Genomic DNA, 18,479 nt, shown 5'->3' on the forward strand with positions numbered 1-18,479 from the left:
CCTAATCAATCCCGCCAATAACATCTACAAATTCTTCATCAACACTTCGTTCTAACGTTTCCTGTAATTGCCCATTCTTTAATACATGAATGGTTTCTATCATTCGTTTTTCATCAGATTTGTTCATCACATTCTCCTTTTAATATCAAACTATACTAATTAATTTTATAATTCAACGCAAAAAAGGACGACATCCGCAGATATCGACCTTTTCGTTTACCTAGAACTAGGCAGCTTTCTTACTATCATCAAAAATGGGATAGTTTTTGTTATCCAGGTAACGAGCACTCACTGGAGTGGCGTAAAGTTTAACGCCATCTTTTTGAAACATACCCAAAGCTGAAATGCGTTCCATCAAAGCTTTGGCACTCGTTTCGTTTAAGTCTTGGTTCGCATAGTTGAATTTCATGGTGCGGACTTTATGTTCTTCTGATTTAAAAACAAATTCTAAAATTTTCATATCATAGTCTCCTTTTATTCAGCAATGACGCTGGCATTAGTAACAACAATTTTTTCGACTGCTTCGCCTGATAAGTCTGTCAAGATTGCCCCGAATTGAGCCAGTTGGTCATCGGACACGCTATCAACTAAGTTTGCGTAATTGACTTTCCGTCCCTTTAAATGTGCTTCCCCAATCATGGTGAAGGTTGCTGTCGTCTTTAACCAGTTCTTTTTCATATTCTTTTTTCTCCTCTTTGTCAGTAACATTATAGTTTGTAATCAGTTGGCCAACCCTTACATATACTAGTAACGAATTAGCCACCAAATGTGTTACCCCAAATTGGTTTTATTTTAGTTTTAATTTGCTTGCGCCACCCGTAGAGTGTTTTTCGTGAGACTTTTAGCTCTTCCGCTAACTGTGTCATCGTTTTTCCTTCCAGATAGAGCCCCCGCATTAATAATTGTTCTTTTTCATTTAAGACTGCTAACATGTTATTAAAAATTAGATTGGTTTCGACATCCGCTAACGCTTCATCATCAAAGGCTAAGTTGGTTAGTGGTTCTACCCCCCCCCCCCCCGCAAAATCGGCGTATTAAGACGGTTTGCACGCCTTAGCTTATCTAACAACCGCCACTTGACAGATTGGTAAATATAGCTCAACATTTGTTTTTCATTGTCGCGTTGCTCGGGATAATTTTGATAAGCAGCCACAAATTCAAGTCATCCTTCTTGCACCAAGTCTTGGTAATGTTCATGCCACGGTCTGACATTTAAACGCTTCAACACGCCAAACACCACGACTTCGTGGTCACCTTCTAACATAAAGTCAAAGGCCGTTTGATAATCGCTTTTAGTTTCCAAATAAAAAAATCTCCTGTTTAATAGTTTCTGACAAGAGATACGTATAATTCTATTATTTAGTTTTGCTTAAACTGTGTCCTGTTTTCGTTTCAAACTCCGCATCGCATAGTTAAACAATTGAATCACTAATTCTGCAAGTAAGAATCCCATTGCTAAAGATCCAGCAATCATTAAAACCTGCATTAAGAAACCAAACGCCACCCGTGGTTTATTCATTGCAATGTTTTTCATAACTTGGTACGCCTGTCCTCCCGGAACTAGTGGAACCAAAGCTGGAATGTTAAAGATAATTACTGGGGCTTTTTTTCGACGGGCTGCCACCATCCCAAGAATTCCAATCGTAAAGGCTCCTAAGACATTTCCGCCGACATAGCCACCAACATAGGTATCATAAGCTAAATACACTAAATAAGCTGCCACGCCGACTAATGCCCCATCATTCAGATACTTTGGTGAGACATTAATTAAAATCGCAAAACCAAGGGTTGCCACATACACACCGACAATAATAATTAATAAATGCATCATTTACTTCACCTACCTTAACCAAATCAAGGAGAATGCCACTCCAAAGCCTATAGCACAGGCGCACATCAAGGCTTCAATTCCTCGAGCTGGTCCACTAATTAAGTTTCCAGAAATTAAATCCCGAAACGAGTTCGTAATTTGTACTCCTGGAACTAAGGGCATTACGGATCCAATAATGATATTATCAACACTTTGTCCTAGCCCAATGTGCACAGAAAAAATTGCCATTGCCCCAATTGAAGCGGCGGCAATAAATTCACTAATAAAACTAGCTTGGACACGCCTGGAAAAGATGGTAAAAATCATCCATCCCAGCATCCCAACTAAACAAGTAATAAAGAAATCGTGAATATCATTATTGAAAACGACAGAAATACAGCCAGAAATTAAAGCAGCTGCAAGTAACATCATCCAATATGGATAATATAGTCCAATCCGATTCACCTTATTCAATAAATTATAAAATCGGTTAAGTGAAATTTTACCTTGCGCGTAATCCCGTGATAACCGATTTACCATTGCAATTCGCCGTAAATTAAAAGTTCGTTTCTCAATTTCTTTAATTTGAGCTCCCGCTTCATCATTAGCAGAAATCATAATTCCTGTAATCGTAACGTAGGCATTTAAGTCATTTAACCCAGCATTTTCTGCAATTCGTTTAATGGTATCAGAGACCCGGTTCAGTTCCGAACCATTTTCAATTAAAATGGTCCCAGCTAAAAGACACGTTTGAACCACTTTATTCTTATATTCTTTGGTTTTTTTCGGTTGTGTTTGCTCTGTCATTTGGCCACCCACTTTCTTCATGTTCTTATAGGATACCAAAAAATTAGCCATTTTTGTAACCAAATCTCAATTCCTTTTTAAAAATTATTTTACGTACCGACTAGTTACCGCTATAATTAGAATATACATTACTGTTTCAGTCACAGGAGGAATTAGCATGAGCGACAATTTGTCATTCAACGATTTAAACGAACAGGCACAAGCCAAAGCAATCACTGGTTTCATGCCATTTTACGGTAAACTACTTGCAGCAAACGAATTAGATGTGATGACCATCTTTGATTTCGACCACGTAATGGCTGACATTAACCGGTCTATCAAGGACGTTAGCAACAAAAATCCTGATGAACTTTATCCATACGTAATTAACTTTAACTCTGATGCTATCCATGACTTAGTTAATGAATTACCACAGACTTACTTTGAAAACGGTAATCCCACGACAGATTGGGCAGAATGGTACGTTGCTGAAACTAATAAGTTAGATCCTAACGCTACACTTTAATTAACTGCAGCTAAAAAGCTCGCCACTTCAATGTGACGAGCTTTTTGTTAATTTAAATATCGTGATCTTTACTATAAAAGAAATCCTCGTTTTCACCACGCACCGTTTCTGGTTGAATCGTAACGTGATCAATCCCATATTTGGTCGTTAACAAGTGATTAATTTTATCATAGATTTTTTGCACCTCACTTAGTCGCAAATTATCCATGTTCACGTGCGCTGAAAAAACAACACTGTTTTCATCAACCATCAAAGCATGGACGTGATGGACACACTTTACCCCGTCAATTGCTAATAAGTCTTGATGAATCGCTTGATAATCTAAGTTGGGTGCCCCCTCCATCAAAATTCTGATGGACTTTTTAATCACGGGCCAACTTTCCCACATAATATAGAATGCCACTGCAATGGTAATCAATGGATCAATCATCGTCCAATTAAAGAAAGTTATCAAGATGGCCCCAATAATAATTCCAAATGACGATAACGCATCGCTTAATAAGTGAAGATAAGTGGCCTTCATGTTGAGATTATGTTGGGCGCCTTTACTTAATAAAATTGTGGAAATGGCATTTGCAATCGTTCCTACAACTGCCACCACTAGCATAATCACACCATTCACTTTTTCTGGATGTTGAATTCGATCAATTGCTTCAATAATCAAAAACAATGAAATAATTACCAAAAATAATGAATTAAATAGTGCTGACAAAATTTGAGCTCGTTTAAACCCATATGTATTTGTCTTAGTTTGTTTTCGTTGACTAATCACGTGCGCCGCATAACTAAAAATAATTGATAAAGAATCACCTAAGTTATGGATTGCATCAGATAGCAGTGACAAACTTCCTGAAAAAATTCCTCCAAGAAATTCGACCACCGTAATCGCGGCATTTAAAATCGTAACTTCAAAGAACCGTTTACCGGTTAATTCGGTGTTATGTTCGTGTTCGTGCATTTAAAAGTCTCCTTTTCATTCGACTTTGCTTTAAATTAAATAAAATCACCAGTGTACTCATTAGTTGGCATTTGTTTAAAATCGTAGTTTTCCACTTCTTCACCAGTTTTAAGGTAAGCATGTAAACTTTCAGAAATCATTAGGTTAACCGTATTATCTTTTTGTTGGAAAACCACCACTGGCTTACCCATTGCAACCGCTGCCCCAATTTCGTAAGCGGTTCCACTGTCAACGTTTGGTCCATCAAAATCAATCACCGCTAATACGGCATCCGCTGCTTCAATATTTTCAATATCACGTTGGTAAATTTCTTTAGCCCAAGGTTTCGTAAATTCTTTATTTTCAGCTTCTTGATGTTTTCGAGGTGAATAAAAATCTGCTACCGTCTTGTTATTCGTCAAAGCCTTTTCAACCATTTCAATTCTAGTAATTTGTTCTTCGCTAAAAAATGGACTTGCTAAATAAATTTGAGCCATTTTAATCCTCCTCATTATTTTCGGCAACAATACGCCAAGTTCCTTGATCATTTTTTTCTAATTGTTTCAAATAATTTAAAACTGTTTCGGCACTTTTAGGATCATGCTTTTCTAAGTGATTTAAACCCGCTCCTGTATTCATTGGCTGACTTAAATTAAAATCGCCATCCAGCTCTAAGTCACCCTCAGAAAAAGCCATGACCGTTTCACCTGTTGCAAGCTTCGTGATGACAAAAAATAAGGTAAAATCATCCTCAACTGTCATGTAAGCTGGCATTGCCCAAATTTGGGGTGCAATTTCCATCATCTCGTAATCTTGAAAATGATACTTTGTGTGATTTGCTTCAGTTACTGGTTCAGCTAAAGTAAACATCATCTTATCAAAAGCTTTGGTCCCTAACTTAATGTTATCTTCCACGTGCATTCCTCCTATACAGGTCTTAAAGCTATTTTAGCATATTCTTTTAGTTAATTATGCAGAATAATTTTGATTAGCAATTTGTAAATCAGCAGGCAATGGCGCTTTAAACTCTAATTGCTGCCTTTGAAATGGATCAAAAAAGCTTAACCGCTCCGCATGCAAAGCTTGTCGCTGAATTCCAAACTTCATTGGTCCATGATATAGTTCGTCGCCTACCAAGGGATGTCCCAAATGGGTAAAGTGAACGCGAATTTGGTGCGTTCGCCCAGTATGCAATTTAACTTCTAAAACCGTTGCATCCGGCAACTCCTGCTTAACCCAGTATTCCGTTTGCGAAGCTTTGCCGTGCTCTGTCACTTCGCGATAAAAATGATTAGCTACTTGACCAATTGGCAAATCAATTATGCCGTGTTTTTCAGTAATTTTTCCTTTCACAATTGCTACATAACGCTTATCAATCGTTTTATCAGCTAAGGCCTGATTAGCATAGCTATTGGCTAATTGATTTTTGGCAACTAACACTACTCCACTAGTAAAACGGTCAAGTCGGGTAATAAGATGCGGACGTAAATCAACTGCAGCCTCATCAATCAAATGGCCTTTAATCCGATTAACGAGGGTATCAGTTGCATTTGCAGGACCGGGAACGGAAGTTAAGCCGGCCGGTTTATTGACGACTAACCAATTATCATCTTCGTATAAAATGTGTAATGGCTGGTGACTAACTGCTACTTTCGGATCAGCTGTTTCTGCAGGAAAAGTAATGGTAACGATTTCTTTTGGCTCAATCTCTCGGTTAGGCGCAATCAATTGACCATTAACTTTAAAGCTAGCGGGCACTTTTTTTAAGGTGTTATACATCCGATGACTAACTCCATGGTCAATGACTAATTTCTTTAACGAGATTGGTTGTGCTTCATCATTTTTCCAGTCCACTTGCATGTATGCTTCCCCCTTTAATCCAACCCTCAGTTATCTCAATCTTAACAAAGTGATTGGTGCGTCACAACTGCCTAATTTTGAGTAACAAAAAACTCTCCAATTAAAATTTAATTGGAGAGTTTTTACTTAATTAGACTTGGTCATTAAATAAACCAGAAGTAATCAAGTAGTTATAGGCATCATCTGCTTTTTTGTATGTGTGTTCTTTGGTATCATTCCAATCTTTAGAAATTACCATTCCCGTATCAGAAAGGTAGTTTGTAAAGGCCCGTACTTTAACGGCGTCAGTTCCTTGGGGAATAACTTTAGCACCTTGTTGTAAACTACCAGCATCATCAACCGTACCTAACACATCGGCATCATTAGTGCCTTTTTTTACTTCGAGACCAGCGTTTTCGGCTAGTTTTAAAACTGCTGCATAAACTTCATTTGTCATGATAATCACCTGTCATTTATTATTTGTCTACTCTTAATTCTACCGATTATCTACGCATATGCAACGTTAATGCATTAATTGCCACAATAATTGTAGAAAGTGACATGATAATGGCACCGACAGCTGGTGATAAAACGATTCCAATTGGAGCCAAAACTCCAGCTGCTAAAGGCATCGCAATGATGTTATAGCCGGCTCCCCACCAAAGGTTTTCGACCATTTTGCGATTAGTGGCCTTAGCAAGTTCAATGAAATCGATAATATCTTCAGGATCGCTTTTAACCAAAACAACATCCGCTGAATCAATGGCAACATCAGTACCAGCTCCAATTGCCACCCCAATATTAGCTCGTGACAAACTAGGTGCATCATTGACCCCATCACCAACCATCATCACATCGTTGCCTTTGGCTTGATATTCCTTAATGATAGTTTCCTTTTGGCCTGGTAATAATTGAGCCCGATATTCAATATCGCCTAATTGATGAGCGACTTGTTTAGCAGCCAAATCATTATCTCCAGTCAACATTACTGGAACAATATTCATCGCCCGTAAGTGTTTAATTAATTCAAAGGAAGCCGGACGAATCACATCTCCTTGAGCGATAATCCCTAAGACTTGCTTACCACTAATTAAATAGCTGACTGAGTTTCCCTGACCTGCTAAGTGATCGAATTGTGCTTGGTCATACGTTAACTGATGATCTTTAAGGTAAGTTGCCGTAACAATGGCATAGTCTTTGCCATTAATGGTTCCTTTAATCCCAACTCCTTGCATAATTTCCACGTTTTGGGCTGGAACAGGAGTAATTCCTTCTTTTTTAGCCGTGTGAACTAATCCAACGGCTAATGGATGACTAGAATTTAATTCCAAGTTAGCTAAAATCTGTAAAACTTGTTGTTTAGTTAAATCTGAAAGTGATTCCAATGCATTAACCGTAAAAACTCCTTCAGTTAAAGTTCCCGTTTTATCCATAAAAACATAACTAAGTTTTTTAACCGCTTCAATTGATTGACGATTTCTAATTAATAACCCGTTTTGGGCAGCAATTGAAGTACTCCGCGCAATAACTAATGGAATAGCTAACCCTAAAGCATGGGGACAAGCAATTACTAAGACCGTTACCATCCGTTCAAGTCCATAACTAAAGCCACTAACAATTGTCCACACAATTAAAGCTAAAATCCCAATTGATAAAGCACTGTAGAATAACCAACGTGAAACTCGATCGGCTAAAGTCTCAGCCTTTGATTTTTCTTTTTGGGCATCTGCAACTAACTTAATAACTTGAGCTAAATATCCATTTTTTCCAGTTGCAGTTACTTTAACCGTTAAGGATCCGTCACCATTAATTGATCCACCAATTACCTTACTTCCTACAGTTTTAGTAACTGCTTTTGATTCACCAGTTACTAAAGCTTCATTCACGGCACTTTCACCTTTAACAACCACTCCATCAGTTGGAATCTTTTCCCCACCTTGGACTAAAACTTCTTCACCCACCTTTAAATCATTAAGTGGTACATCTTTAGTTGAACCATCTGGTTGAAGCAAATGTGCCGTATTAGGAAGTAAGGCTGCCATTTTTTTCACAGCACTTCCTGCACTCATCACTGCACTCATTTCAATCCAGTGACCCAACAACATAATTACGATTAAACTTGCTAATTCCCAAAAGAAATTCATGACCTTTCCATTTTGGTTCACAAAGGTATTCATGATAAAGGAATAAACACTGTAAATATAAGCCACACTAATTCCCATTGAAATCAAGGTCATCATGGCTGGTGCTTTAGCTTTTAGCTCTGCTTTTGCTCCACTAAAAAAGGGTTGCCCCCCGTAAAAGAATAAAATAGTAGCTAAAATTAAGACTACCCATTGAGATTCCGGAAAAGTAATTTGAAAGGGTAAAACAATTCCCATAAAGGGTGAAAGCAACAGAATTGGGATTGCTAAAATTAGTGAAATCCAAAAACGTCGCTTAAAGTTTCCCATGTGCATCATGTGTCCGCCACCCATATCCATTGAATCTCCATGATCCATGTGCATATGATGATCCATATTCATATCCATATTTTGATTTTTCATATCCATTTTACTTCTCCCTACTTGCAGCTTCCTGATGGTAAGCAGTTACAATCAACTTCATCAGGAGCAGTTTTCATTTTTGCAGTAATAACTTTTTGTAATGCCACTAGGTCACTTTTCGTCATTTCCGTGTTTTGAACTAGTTCAATTAAGGTTTTGCCGCTTTTCATTTTACAAAGATGGCTAAACAACTCATTAGCACTTTGATTCATGGCCATTTGTTCTGAAACTAAGGCCTGGTAAACAAATTGCCGTCCAACTTTTTCACTAGCTAAAAAACCTTTTTTGACTAATCGAGCTAACAACGTTTTAATTGTCGAATCTTTCCAATTCGATGCTGCTTGTAAATTTTCGATAATCGTACGAGTTGAAGCAGAACCAAGTGACCACACAATTCGCATTACGTTCCATTCTGCTCCAGTAATTAATTCAATGTTATTTTCCATATTTCACCGCACTTTCATCTACAATTGTAAACACAAATTAATTATAGTTTACAATTGTAGATTTTACAAGCCAAATGTCTAAAAAAATTTCTAACCGCTGGGCTAGAAATTTTATTTTTAATATTTACGTAAATAGATTTGGTCAATTCGATGTTGTGGCCCTTTATGAATAACCACATTTGCACGGTCTCGAGTGGGTAAAATAAATTCATTCAAGTTCGGTAAATTAATTGTTTCCCACGTTTGGCGAGCCATGTCAAGGGCTTCCGTCTCACTATATTTTGAATAACGATATAAATAATTTTGGGGGTCATTAGCTGCCGTTTTTACTAATTGTTGAAACCGATTTAAAAACCAGTCTTCAATTAAGTCAACTTCAGCATCAATGTAAATGGAAAAATTAGTAAAATCACTCACGTAAATGTTTTGTCCCGCTGGAATTTGTAGAGTATTAATCCCCTCTATGATTAAAATATCAGGATGATTAATAACTGTAAACTCATTGGGAATCACATCATAAACCTGATGTGAGTATAAGGGAGCTTTAACCTGATCTTGACCCTCCTTAACCTTCACTAAAAAGCTAATCAAAGCTTCCATGTCATAACTTTCAGGAAAACCTTTGCGAGCTAAAATTCCCTTTTCTTTTAAAACTTGGGTAGGATACAAAAAACCATCAGTCGTAATTAATTGAGTTTTCCGATTAGGTAATAAATAAGCAAATAAGTATTGTAATAACCGTGCAGTCGTTGATTTACCCACAGCTACGCTTCCTGAAATTCCCACAATAAACGGAGTTTGCCTCGACTTTTGGTTTAAAAAATCACTTTTTTTAGCTTGCCACTGTCGATAGCTAGCTAAGGCCTCACTAATTAAATGAACTAAAGGCATATAAACCTTGGTTACATCATCAAGTGATACTTTATCATTAAACGCCTTTAAATTTTCCAAGTCTGCCAACGTGATTGGATTCAGGTTGGTTGGATAAAACTGTTCCCAAGTTGCTTTATCATAAGCATAAAAATTATCCATGTGCTAGCCCCTCACAAGTTCGTACTGATCTTTGGGTTCATTAGCAAAAATTGGCGAAAGCTTACCAATTGAAACAATTGCTAAATTATGCATTGCTCGCGTACAAATTGTATAAACTAGCTTATCATCTGCATCAGTTGGGTAATTTCTCGCTGAACCATCCCACATAATCACATCATCAAATTCAAGTCCCTTAGCTAAGTAAGCAGGAACTACAATGGTCCCTTTCACTAGCCGTTGATTTTCGGTTTGAATTAAGGTAGCGGGAATCGCTTTAGCCTTTAATTGTGCTGCAACTTTACGACATTCAGCCAACGTTTTACAAATAATTGCAGTTGATTCATTCGCTTGATTATTTTTAGTAACTAACTGATCTACAAAATTAATAGCAGCACCTTCCGTGGGGACTTCGGCAAGGGTTGGTTTGGGACCCTTACGAGCAAAAGCTTCAATTACTTGACCATCTGGAATTAAATATTTACTAAAATCGGTAATTTCCATGGTTGAACGATATGATTTCAAAAGTTTAATGACCCGAATCTTAGCTGGATCAAACAGTTTTTTCAAATCATCCATCATTGTATGACTGTTTTGGTGAGTAAAAATGGCTTGATTCAAATCACCAAGCAACGTAAATTTGGCTCTTGGATAATTCCACTTGAGGTAAGCTAATTGAAATGGGGTATAATCTTGAACCTCATCAACAAATAAATATTTCATATCTAAATCAGGACGTTTTCCGGTAACTAAATCAAACAAAGCTAAATAAATTGAAACATCTGCCATGCCAATCTGACCAGCTTTAAAGCGTTTAATTGTACTATCAACACTCTTTTGCCAGTCTGCAACGCTGATTTGGTACTGACTTAAATCAACTAGTTGGGGCACGGTTTTTAAAAAGTGGGCAAACTGGCGATTAATACTAAAGAATCGTTGTTTTTTAATTTGCATTAGAACTGGACGAAAGGCCTGCTTCACAATCTTTTTAGCTAAGAAAGTATATTCCTTATCACCATCACCAATTTTGTCACCATATTTAGAGTAAAGTAACTGCAACTGTTCTTTAGAAAGCCCTTCAATCTTTTCTTCGACCCATCGTTGCTTCATCTCATTCCCAATATGACCGTTTAGAATCTTAACCAATACTTCTTTGGTAGCTTCTAATCGCGTTCTTAAAGAATAATTATCATTAAAACTATAATAAATTTCTTTTATCTTTTCTTTGGAAATAAAAACTTTATCTTTGAACATAATGTTTTTAAATTGAATATGACTTTGATTCAAACTCTTCGCATATTGGTTAACTAAATCAAAAAAGGCCAAACTACTTTTAAAGTTAATTACATTTTGCTGTTTAGGGTCTAAGGCCTCCTCAAACCGCTCTTGTAAAGTTTCAACCTGTAAATGTGGGACCCGACGACTCATGAATTGGTAATAAGTCATTTGGACCATATTTTGTTCCCCTAATTCAGGCAGCACTTGATTAATGTAATCATTAAAAAGTTGATTTGGGGAAAATAAAATCAATTGTCCAGGATTCAAGTTCCCTCGATAACGATAGAGTAAGTAGGCTACCCGCTGTAACACGGCAGCCGTTTTCCCAGAACCAGCAACTCCTTGAACAAAGAGTAAATCAGAACTTGTATCACGAATAATGGCATTTTGTTCTTGTTGAATGGTCGCCACAATGCTTTTCATCTTAGTAGCTGATTGGTGACTCAAGTTTTCCAATAGTAACGGATCCCCAACAGCTTCATCTGTATCTAAGACGTGTTTTACAATTCCATCTTTAATTTGAATTTCCCGTTTTAAAGAAACGTCAACGGTTTGTTTTCCCATGGGGGCCTCATACGTCATTTTACCAATTCCACTATCATAATAAACACTACTAATTGGCGCCCGCCAATCATAAATCAAATATTCATCAGGACGATCAGGATTGGTAAAAGAAGCTAACCCGATGTAAATTTTTTCAGGTTGATTTTCATCTTCTTGAATGTCAACCCGTGCAAAATAAGCATTTTTGTCTAATTTATCTAAAGTTTCCATGTCACGAGTCGCAGTTTGCCAGCGATTTTCTTTTTGCATTAACATTTGTTGTTGTTGCCGAACCGAAACTCCCGTTTCAATTAGACCACCATAAGTACTAGTTTTAACCCGAACATCATTGTAAAAATCTTTTTCTAGGTTTTTTTGCCCTGCTTTCGCTTTGGCAATTGTTTTTGTTAATTTATCCTTGGCCTGTCCAATTTTTTCACGTACCAAGTTTAGGTGTTTCTGTTCATACTCTTTAATCTTTTCTATTTCTGTCATCTTGCACCTCCAAGTCGTTCAACTCGAATAATAATTCTACCATAACGCCAGGGTAAACACGATTATAACGGGCTAAAATATGGTAGAATTTAAGCAAATACAATCAGTACGGAGGATAATCATGACAAAAATTAATTTATATTTTGTGCGTCACGGACAAACCTATTTAAACCACTATCGTCGAATTCAAGGTTGGGCTGATTCTGATTTAACTGATCGCGGCGTTTTGGATGCGCAATCTGCAGGAAAAAACCTAGCAAATATCAAATTTGACCAAGCTTACAGTAGTGATACAAAGCGAGCTAGTCGGACAGCTTGCATTATTTTAAAAGCCAATCCTTCTTCACTAGCTGAACCCATTCAAACCATGGCATTACGAGAAGAAAACTTCGGCTATTTTGAAGGAAACGATACGTCCCAAGCTTGGAACATGATTGGAGGGCCAGTCGGGGCAACTGATTATTCAGATATGATTAAAATGTTTTCAATTGAGCGAACCCGCGATATGATTGCTGATGCCGATCCATTTGGTGAAGCCGAAAATGATGCTCAATTTTGGGCTCGTGTCCAACCTGGGATGGATGAAATTATCAGCAACGCTAAGCCTGGAGACAATATTTTAGTGGCTGCCCATGGTACTTTAATTAGAAGTATCGTCAGCAAATTTAGTGATATTGATATTACCAATCGCATTTTAAATGGGAGCATTACCAAACTGGTTTACGAAAATGGCGAATATCACGTAGAATATTACAATCGAACTAACAACTTAGACGTGTAAGGAGCAATATGGAAAAAACAATCACCCCAGTTATTACCATTGGGTTAAATGTCAATAATCAAGAATTTGATTATTCAATGGAAGAATTAAAAAATTTAGTGACCGCCAATAATATGACAAGTGTTGAAACGGTCACCCAAAAACTAGATCATCCAGATGCTCGAGCTTATTTTGGAAAGGGAAAAATTGAATTTCTCGCCCAATTAGTTACTACCACGGGTGCTAAAGTCATTGTCGCTAATGACGAACTTAGTCCAAGTCAAATTCGGAATATCGAAAATGAAACCAATGCAACCGTAATTGATCGAACTGGATTGATCTTAGAAATTTTTGCTAACCGAGCTCAGTCACGAGAAGCTAAGTTACAAGTTCAAATGGCAAAGTTAAAATATCAACTCCCCCGTTTGCGAACTGGAGCAGGACAACGACTTGACCAACAATCAGCTGGAGGTGGACTTGCCAATCGTGGAGCTGGTGAAACAAAACTTGAATTAAACCGGCGGACGATTGAACACCAAATTGATCATGTCCGACGTGAATTAAAAGAAATTGATAAATCTTATGAAACTCAAAGTAAGCGCCGAAAAGAAAACAAAATTCCAACGGTTGCCTTAATCGGATACACTAATGCTGGTAAATCGACCATTATGAATCAACTTGTTACTAAATTTGGCGAAAATGACGAAAAACAAGTTTTTGTAAAAAATATGTTATTTGCTACCCTCGATACTAGCGTCCGTAACTTACATTTACCAGATCACAAACAATTTCTTTTAAGTGATACCGTAGGATTTGTAAGTCAACTTCCCCATCAACTGGTCCAAGCTTTTAAATCAACACTAGCTGAAGCAGCTAATGCTGACTTATTAATTCAAGTCGTTGATTATTCAGATCCCGATCAACAACTCATGATGCAAACCACTGAAACAACTTTAAAAGAAATTGGCGTCCCAGATTTACCAATGATTAAAGTTTTTAACAAAGCTGATTTAGCCGGAGCAAATTATCCAACTCGTGAAGGTGATAATTTAATTATTTCTGCCCTTGATGATCAATCAATTGAATTATTAACCAATGTAATTAGTGAAAAGCTTTTTCAAAATTATGTTACTCAAACTTTCTTAATTCCTTTTGAAAAGGGCGACGTTGTTTCAATTTTTAATCAAAAATATCATGTTACTAAAACGGATTATACAGAAGCTGGTACAAAATTAACCGTTGACCTTCCTGAACCTGATGCCAAGCGTTATACCCAATATTTAGAAAAAGATTAACATTTATCGTTGACAGCTGTTTATTTTAAATGTACAATAAATTCATATTCTTAAAGAAGAAAGCTAAGTAATGTTTCTTAGAGAGTTCGATAAATGCTGAAATTCGAATGTCACAACTTAGTTAGCCGCTTTAACTAATTAATTTATTAATATTTAAAAAGTGCTTCTACCATTTTTCGTAGAAGAATCTAGGTGGAACCGCGTGAAAGCGTCCTTGACATTCAATTGTCAGAGACGCTTTTTATTTTTAGGAGGAAAGAAAATGAAAAAGCAAGAAGACATTACCTTAAACCGATCTTTAGGTTTGCCAGCTGCCCTTGCATTAGTAATTGGAACAATTATTGGTGGGGGAGTATTTGTACGACAAGCAGCGGTCATTAATGATGCCGGTTCGGCTAAAGCTGCCATCTTAGCTTGGATTGCTGGTGGTCTTTTAACCCTTGCCGCTGGGCTTACGATTGCAGAAGTTGCTTCTCAAATTCCTAGTACTGGTGGACTTTATGCGTATATGGAAGAGATGTACAATGAACTCTGGGGATTCTTATCTGGTTGGGTACAAATTATTGTTTATGGTCCCGCTATGATCGCAGCGCTAGGTTCATTTTTGGCAATCTTAACCTCTGCTTTTTTCCATACCAGTCCAAGTTGGAACATTCCGATTGCTTTAATTAGCATCATTTTAGTCGGGATTTTAAACGTTTTTCCCAACAAATATGGCGCTAGCTTTGCTTTAATTACGACGGCTTGTAAGTTAGTTCCTGTAGCAGCACTTATTATTTTTGGATTATTCTTTGGCCACGCTGATGCCCTTGGTCAAACTATCAAAGGGATTCATGCCACAACGGGGGGGTTTGGAGTAGCAATGTTAGCTACTTTATTCGCCTTTGATGGTTGGATTTTAATTGCTAACTTAGGTGGAGAAGTAAAAAATCCACGTAAAGTATTACCCCAAGCAATTTCCTTTGGGATTTTAGCCGTTTTGGCCATCTATGTTTTAGTTGCTTACGGTGTTTTAAAAAGTATCGGTCCAGAAAAAGTGCACGAGCTGGGAACTGCTGCAATTCCTTACATCGCTAACCGCGATTTCGGTAATCTAGGTGGAAAAATCATTAGTATTGGAATTATCATTTCCATTATTGGTTGTATGAATGGAAAAATCATGACTTTTCCTCGGATTATGTATGCGATGGCTGAAAGAAAGCAATTACCTTTTTCAAAACAACTTGCTTACCTTAACCCCAAAACCAGAACTCCCATTTTCTCAATTTTCGTTGTGATTTTCATTGCAGGGGTAATGATTTGTTTAGGTAGTGCTGATCGTCTTTCAGAGTTATGTATCTTTACAATTTATTGTTTCTACGTCATGGCTTTCATTGGAGTTTTTCTACTTCGGAAGCGAAATCCAGGGATAAAGCGTGAATTTTCAGTGCCCCTCTTTCCCTTCACTCCCATTGTTGCGATTTTAGGTTCACTTTTTGTATTAATTTCAGAAGTTATCTCTGATCCGATCGGGGTCTTTATCTCCTTAGCAATTGTTGCCTTAGGAATTCCAGTCTTTTATTACCAAATCAGAAAACGTAAATAATGTAAAAGGAGCTCAGAAATTATGAGCTCCTTTTTTATTGATAATCTTGCATTAAGCGGTGCACCAATTCAGCAACACTTGGTTGATCTTGAATTAAGTCAATTCCGGTATTAATTGAAATTTCACCCTCTGCTAACTTTCCCTCCAACATTGCCGTTCGTGTACCACCCATTTTACGTGTTTCCGCAAAAGTTTCACGATCACCATCTGCAAATCGTCTAGCTAATTCATCCATTTTGGCATTTCGAATCGACCGTTGCTGAGGTGCCACTAAAACCAAATCTTCAACCGTTGAATTAATGATCTTAGCTTTGGCAGCTTGAGCAGTCCGATTTTCTTTAGTCACAATAAACCGACTCCCAATGTAAAATCCTTCAGCACCTAACGCACGAGCAGCTCGCACCCCACGAATGTCAGTAATGCCACCTGCTGCTAATACTGGAACCGAAACGGCATCCACAATTCTCGGGATGGTGGTAAAAGTTCCATTCCCCTTGGTTGGAATTACTCCTCCTTCATCATACCCCGTCGCAACAATTAAATCGGCTCCCAATTTTTCTTGAAGTCGAGCTTCAGCGGGAGTCGGATTATAGCTGCGAGTAATTAAAATGGCTCCGGCCGCCTTAATTTTTCGATAAATTTTTTCATCCGGTTCACCGCCAACGATAAAGTAATGCACATTTTCAGCTAATGAATTATCTAAAACTTTGTGGGCATAGGTTTGGTCTTGATCATGTGGATTTAATCCGATTGTCATCGCAAATGGTTGCTTGGTTAACTGCTGAGTCTTGCGAATTTGTGCGCGCATGACGGTCATGGCATCTTGTGCTAAGGAAACCCGCCCAGCGTTTGGTCCAAAACTACCCAAGCCACCTGCGTTGGAAACCGTGGCAACAAATTCTGCATCCGTTAACCAATTCAAAGGGGCTTGAATTAAAGGATACTTAGTTTTTAAAATTTCGGTTACTCGATTTTTCATTAATTTTTCTCCATTCACTAACTAATAGTAATTAAATTATAATTGAGAAACCCAAAAAAAACCACTAATCAGTTTATATTAGTGGTCTTTAATCATTTAATTATTTAGTTGCTTTTTTACGTTCCCACATTACATAACCAATAATCATGGCAGCAAAGAAGAGAACTGTTGCAATCACAGAAATTCGAGTTTCTTCATTGAACATTAATACTACTAAAACTGCTAAATAAAATAAAATAGTTAAATAACTTGATCCAGGAAAAAATGGCATTTTAAAAGTATCAGCCGGATTAGGATTAGTTCGTTTGTATTGAATATGCGTTATCATGATAATAATCCAAACAAAAATAAAACTAATGGTAGCTACCCCTGTAATCAAAACGAAAATTTTACTTGGGTAGAAGTAATTTAGTAATACAATTCCCAAGAAAACCATCGCCGAAACTAAAATTCCTACATAGGGAACATTAGCTTTAGAAAGTTTTCCAAAGGCCTTAGGAGCTTGACCATTCTTACCTAAGATGTAAAGAGTTCTAGAAGTTGAAAAAATAGCCGAATTAGCAGCGGATAATGCTGAAGTTAAAACCACAAAGTTAATTAGGTTTGCTGCAAAACTAATTCCTAAACCAGAGAATACTTGCACAAAAGGAGATTGGTTTGCATTAATTTGATTCCATGGGTAGACCGACATAATTACAATCATAGAACCAACGTAAAATAACAGAATTCTTACGGGGACTGAATTAATAGCTTTAGGAATATCCTTTTCTGGACTTTTAGTCTCCCCTGCAGTTAATCCCACCATTTCAATTCCGGTAAAAGCAAAAATTACCATTGGAAAGGCCAAAATAAAGCCCATTGCTCCAGTAGCAAAGAAGCCACCGTGACTAACTAAATTAGTTAACGAAGCAGTATTTCCTTGAGTATGGAATCCAACTGCAATCATTCCTACTCCAGCCACAATTAAAGCTAAAATTGCAAAAATTTTAATACTTGAGAAAGCTGATTCCAATTCACCAAACCAAGCTACATTAACTAAGTTAAAGGCTACTAGAATGGCCACCACAATTAAAGGTGTAACCCATTGTGGAAGTTGGGGGAACCAAAATCTTAAATAAATTCCCGAAGCCGTTAAATCAGCCATTGCTAAACTGGCCCAACTTAACCAATATGCCCAACCAATCGCAAACTCCCATTTATTCCCAAGATATTCACGAACAAAATCAATAAATGAATGAAGCTTTGTGTTAGATAATAACAACTCTCCTACCGCTCTCATCATCAAATATGAAAAAATTCCCGTAATCATGTAAGCTAGGATTAACGCTGGACCTGCTGATTTAATTGCAGTTCCAGAGCCTAAGAATAAACCAGTTCCAATGGCTCCCCCAATTGCAATCATCTGAACATGGCGAGAAGTTAACCCACGTGATAAATCTTGATCAGTTGCTTGATTTTTTTCAGTCATAATACAGCACCTTTCGCAAACGAAAAATGACCACCTATCAAATCATGTCGGTTTGGCAGTGGTACATTTTTCATTGATTATTTATTAAAAATTCCTTAACACGTCTCAAACATCGTAACAACATTTTTTTTGGCAGTCAACTAATTGCCATTCAATT

22 protein-coding genes are annotated in these 18,479 nt (G+C 37.3%); 4 read left to right on the forward strand and 18 right to left on the reverse strand.

Translation table 11 applies throughout. The features are described 5' to 3' along the window. Position 1: 1 nt before the first annotated feature. The 7 genes from AC0GLY_RS05750 to AC0GLY_RS05780 form a co-directional block, all read right to left on the reverse strand. On the reverse strand, positions 2 to 127 hold the full coding sequence (locus AC0GLY_RS05750) for a hypothetical protein (protein ID WP_496611215.1): 126 nt from the start codon (positions 125 to 127) through the stop codon (positions 2 to 4). A gap of 99 nt (positions 128 to 226) precedes the next feature. Continuing rightward, positions 227 to 460, reverse strand: coding sequence for a DUF2922 domain-containing protein (locus AC0GLY_RS05755; RefSeq protein ID WP_496611216.1), 234 nt, complete (start codon positions 458 to 460; stop codon positions 227 to 229). A gap of 14 nt (positions 461 to 474) precedes the next feature. Beyond that, positions 475 to 678, reverse strand: coding sequence for a DUF1659 domain-containing protein (locus AC0GLY_RS05760; RefSeq protein WP_496611217.1), 204 nt, complete (start codon positions 676 to 678; stop codon positions 475 to 477). A gap of 77 nt (positions 679 to 755) precedes the next feature. After that, positions 756 to 932, reverse strand: a complete 177-nt coding sequence (locus tag AC0GLY_RS05765) for a helix-turn-helix domain-containing protein (RefSeq protein ID WP_496611218.1) — start codon at positions 930 to 932, stop codon at positions 756 to 758. A gap of 230 nt (positions 933 to 1,162) precedes the next feature. Beyond that, positions 1,163 to 1,303 (reverse strand): hypothetical protein, encoded by a 141-nt coding sequence (locus tag AC0GLY_RS05770; protein ID WP_496611219.1) that lies wholly within the window; start codon positions 1,301 to 1,303, stop codon positions 1,163 to 1,165. A 66-nt stretch (positions 1,304 to 1,369) separates the two neighbouring features. Beyond that, positions 1,370 to 1,831: a threonine/serine exporter family protein gene (locus AC0GLY_RS05775; RefSeq protein WP_496611220.1), complete on the reverse strand. Its 462-nt coding sequence runs from the start codon at positions 1,829 to 1,831 to the stop codon at positions 1,370 to 1,372. Positions 1,832 to 1,840: 9 nt separating this feature from the next. After that, positions 1,841 to 2,617, reverse strand: coding sequence for a threonine/serine exporter family protein (locus AC0GLY_RS05780; protein WP_496611221.1), 777 nt, complete (start codon positions 2,615 to 2,617; stop codon positions 1,841 to 1,843). A gap of 157 nt (positions 2,618 to 2,774) precedes the next feature. Here AC0GLY_RS05780 and AC0GLY_RS05785 point away from each other — a divergent pair, with 157 nt between their 5' ends. After that, positions 2,775 to 3,122: a hypothetical protein gene (locus tag AC0GLY_RS05785; protein ID WP_496611222.1), complete on the forward strand. Its 348-nt coding sequence runs from the start codon at positions 2,775 to 2,777 to the stop codon at positions 3,120 to 3,122. 52 nt (positions 3,123 to 3,174) lie between these two features. Here AC0GLY_RS05785 and AC0GLY_RS05790 read toward each other — a convergent pair whose 3' ends face one another. From AC0GLY_RS05790 to helD, 9 genes are all read right to left on the reverse strand, one after another. Then, positions 3,175 to 4,080, reverse strand: coding sequence for a cation diffusion facilitator family transporter (locus AC0GLY_RS05790; protein WP_496611223.1), 906 nt, complete (start codon positions 4,078 to 4,080; stop codon positions 3,175 to 3,177). A 35-nt stretch (positions 4,081 to 4,115) separates the two neighbouring features. Next, positions 4,116 to 4,556, reverse strand: a complete 441-nt coding sequence (locus AC0GLY_RS05795) for a nucleoside 2-deoxyribosyltransferase (protein WP_496611224.1) — start codon at positions 4,554 to 4,556, stop codon at positions 4,116 to 4,118. Between the two features lies 1 nt (position 4,557). Continuing rightward, a complete protein-coding gene (locus tag AC0GLY_RS05800; RefSeq protein WP_496611225.1) occupies positions 4,558 to 4,974 on the reverse strand; it encodes a hypothetical protein in 417 nt (138 codons plus the stop codon). Between the two features lie 54 nt (positions 4,975 to 5,028). Then, a complete protein-coding gene (locus tag AC0GLY_RS05805) occupies positions 5,029 to 5,919 on the reverse strand; it encodes an RluA family pseudouridine synthase (protein WP_496611226.1) in 891 nt (296 codons plus the stop codon). A gap of 130 nt (positions 5,920 to 6,049) precedes the next feature. Further along, positions 6,050 to 6,355, reverse strand: coding sequence for a hypothetical protein (locus AC0GLY_RS05810; protein WP_496611227.1), 306 nt, complete (start codon positions 6,353 to 6,355; stop codon positions 6,050 to 6,052). Between the two features lie 46 nt (positions 6,356 to 6,401). After that, positions 6,402 to 8,450 (reverse strand): heavy metal translocating P-type ATPase, encoded by a 2,049-nt coding sequence (locus tag AC0GLY_RS05815; RefSeq protein WP_496611228.1) that lies wholly within the window; start codon positions 8,448 to 8,450, stop codon positions 6,402 to 6,404. Positions 8,451 to 8,461: 11 nt separating this feature from the next. Next, positions 8,462 to 8,890 (reverse strand): CopY/TcrY family copper transport repressor, encoded by a 429-nt coding sequence (locus tag AC0GLY_RS05820; RefSeq protein WP_496611229.1) that lies wholly within the window; start codon positions 8,888 to 8,890, stop codon positions 8,462 to 8,464. Positions 8,891 to 9,007: 117 nt separating this feature from the next. After that, positions 9,008 to 9,922 carry a type I pantothenate kinase gene (gene coaA / locus AC0GLY_RS05825; RefSeq protein WP_496611230.1) on the reverse strand — a complete coding sequence of 305 codons (915 nt, stop codon included), beginning with the start codon at positions 9,920 to 9,922 and terminating at the stop codon, positions 9,008 to 9,010. 3 nt (positions 9,923 to 9,925) lie between these two features. Beyond that, positions 9,926 to 12,235 (reverse strand): RNA polymerase recycling motor HelD, encoded by a 2,310-nt coding sequence (gene helD / locus AC0GLY_RS05830; RefSeq protein WP_496611231.1) that lies wholly within the window; start codon positions 12,233 to 12,235, stop codon positions 9,926 to 9,928. A gap of 121 nt (positions 12,236 to 12,356) precedes the next feature. Between helD and AC0GLY_RS05835 the strand changes: the two genes are divergently transcribed. From AC0GLY_RS05835 to AC0GLY_RS05845, 3 genes are all read left to right on the forward strand, one after another. Further along, positions 12,357 to 13,016, forward strand: a complete 660-nt coding sequence (locus AC0GLY_RS05835; protein WP_496611232.1) for a histidine phosphatase family protein — start codon at positions 12,357 to 12,359, stop codon at positions 13,014 to 13,016. Positions 13,017 to 13,024: 8 nt separating this feature from the next. Beyond that, positions 13,025 to 14,290, forward strand: a complete 1,266-nt coding sequence (gene hflX, locus AC0GLY_RS05840; RefSeq protein ID WP_496611233.1) for a GTPase HflX — start codon at positions 13,025 to 13,027, stop codon at positions 14,288 to 14,290. A gap of 262 nt (positions 14,291 to 14,552) precedes the next feature. Beyond that, entirely contained in the window at positions 14,553 to 15,875 is a 1,323-nt protein-coding gene (locus AC0GLY_RS05845; RefSeq protein ID WP_496611234.1) for an APC family permease, read from the forward strand. 34 nt (positions 15,876 to 15,909) lie between these two features. On the opposite strand, the gene AC0GLY_RS05850 is transcribed toward AC0GLY_RS05845, so the two are convergent. Together AC0GLY_RS05850 and AC0GLY_RS05855 are read right to left on the reverse strand one after the other, a co-directional pair. Beyond that, on the reverse strand, positions 15,910 to 16,854 hold the full coding sequence (locus tag AC0GLY_RS05850; protein ID WP_496611235.1) for an NAD(P)H-dependent flavin oxidoreductase: 945 nt from the start codon (positions 16,852 to 16,854) through the stop codon (positions 15,910 to 15,912). A 100-nt stretch (positions 16,855 to 16,954) separates the two neighbouring features. Further along, the gene (locus tag AC0GLY_RS05855; protein ID WP_496611236.1) at positions 16,955 to 18,322 is read right to left on the reverse strand and encodes an amino acid permease; all 1,368 of its coding nucleotides are present in this window, start codon (positions 18,320 to 18,322) and stop codon (positions 16,955 to 16,957) included. Positions 18,323 to 18,479 lie beyond the last annotated feature (157 nt).

The organism is Fructilactobacillus sp. YLN 2507 (genome assembly GCF_059614085.1).

Excerpts from the sequence above, each read along its gene's own strand:
- AC0GLY_RS05750 (WP_496611215.1), bottom strand. The coding sequence starts at position 127 with ATGAACAAATCTGATGAAAAACGAATGATAGAAACCATTCATGTATTA.
- AC0GLY_RS05755 (WP_496611216.1), bottom strand. The coding sequence starts at position 460 with ATGAAAATTTTAGAATTTGTTTTTAAATCAGAAGAACATAAAGTCCGC.
- AC0GLY_RS05760 (WP_496611217.1), bottom strand. The coding sequence starts at position 678 with ATGAAAAAGAACTGGTTAAAGACGACAGCAACCTTCACCATGATTGGG.
- AC0GLY_RS05765 (WP_496611218.1), bottom strand. The coding sequence starts at position 932 with ATGTTAGCAGTCTTAAATGAAAAAGAACAATTATTAATGCGGGGGCTC.
- AC0GLY_RS05775 (WP_496611220.1), bottom strand. The coding sequence starts at position 1,831 with ATGATGCATTTATTAATTATTATTGTCGGTGTGTATGTGGCAACCCTT.
- AC0GLY_RS05780 (WP_496611221.1), bottom strand. The coding sequence starts at position 2,617 with ATGACAGAGCAAACACAACCGAAAAAAACCAAAGAATATAAGAATAAA.
- AC0GLY_RS05785 (WP_496611222.1), top strand. The coding sequence starts at position 2,775 with ATGAGCGACAATTTGTCATTCAACGATTTAAACGAACAGGCACAAGCC.
- AC0GLY_RS05790 (WP_496611223.1), bottom strand. The coding sequence starts at position 4,080 with ATGCACGAACACGAACATAACACCGAATTAACCGGTAAACGGTTCTTT.
- AC0GLY_RS05795 (WP_496611224.1), bottom strand. The coding sequence starts at position 4,556 with ATGGCTCAAATTTATTTAGCAAGTCCATTTTTTAGCGAAGAACAAATT.
- AC0GLY_RS05805 (WP_496611226.1), bottom strand. The coding sequence starts at position 5,919 with ATGCAAGTGGACTGGAAAAATGATGAAGCACAACCAATCTCGTTAAAG.
- AC0GLY_RS05810 (WP_496611227.1), bottom strand. The coding sequence starts at position 6,355 with ATGACAAATGAAGTTTATGCAGCAGTTTTAAAACTAGCCGAAAACGCT.
- AC0GLY_RS05815 (WP_496611228.1), bottom strand. The coding sequence starts at position 8,450 with ATGGATATGAAAAATCAAAATATGGATATGAATATGGATCATCATATG.
- AC0GLY_RS05820 (WP_496611229.1), bottom strand. The coding sequence starts at position 8,890 with ATGGAAAATAACATTGAATTAATTACTGGAGCAGAATGGAACGTAATG.
- coaA (WP_496611230.1), bottom strand. The coding sequence starts at position 9,922 with ATGGATAATTTTTATGCTTATGATAAAGCAACTTGGGAACAGTTTTAT.
- helD (WP_496611231.1), bottom strand. The coding sequence starts at position 12,235 with ATGACAGAAATAGAAAAGATTAAAGAGTATGAACAGAAACACCTAAAC.
- AC0GLY_RS05835 (WP_496611232.1), top strand. The coding sequence starts at position 12,357 with ATGACAAAAATTAATTTATATTTTGTGCGTCACGGACAAACCTATTTA.
- hflX (WP_496611233.1), top strand. The coding sequence starts at position 13,025 with ATGGAAAAAACAATCACCCCAGTTATTACCATTGGGTTAAATGTCAAT.
- AC0GLY_RS05845 (WP_496611234.1), top strand. The coding sequence starts at position 14,553 with ATGAAAAAGCAAGAAGACATTACCTTAAACCGATCTTTAGGTTTGCCA.
- AC0GLY_RS05850 (WP_496611235.1), bottom strand. The coding sequence starts at position 16,854 with ATGAAAAATCGAGTAACCGAAATTTTAAAAACTAAGTATCCTTTAATT.
- AC0GLY_RS05855 (WP_496611236.1), bottom strand. The coding sequence starts at position 18,322 with ATGACTGAAAAAAATCAAGCAACTGATCAAGATTTATCACGTGGGTTA.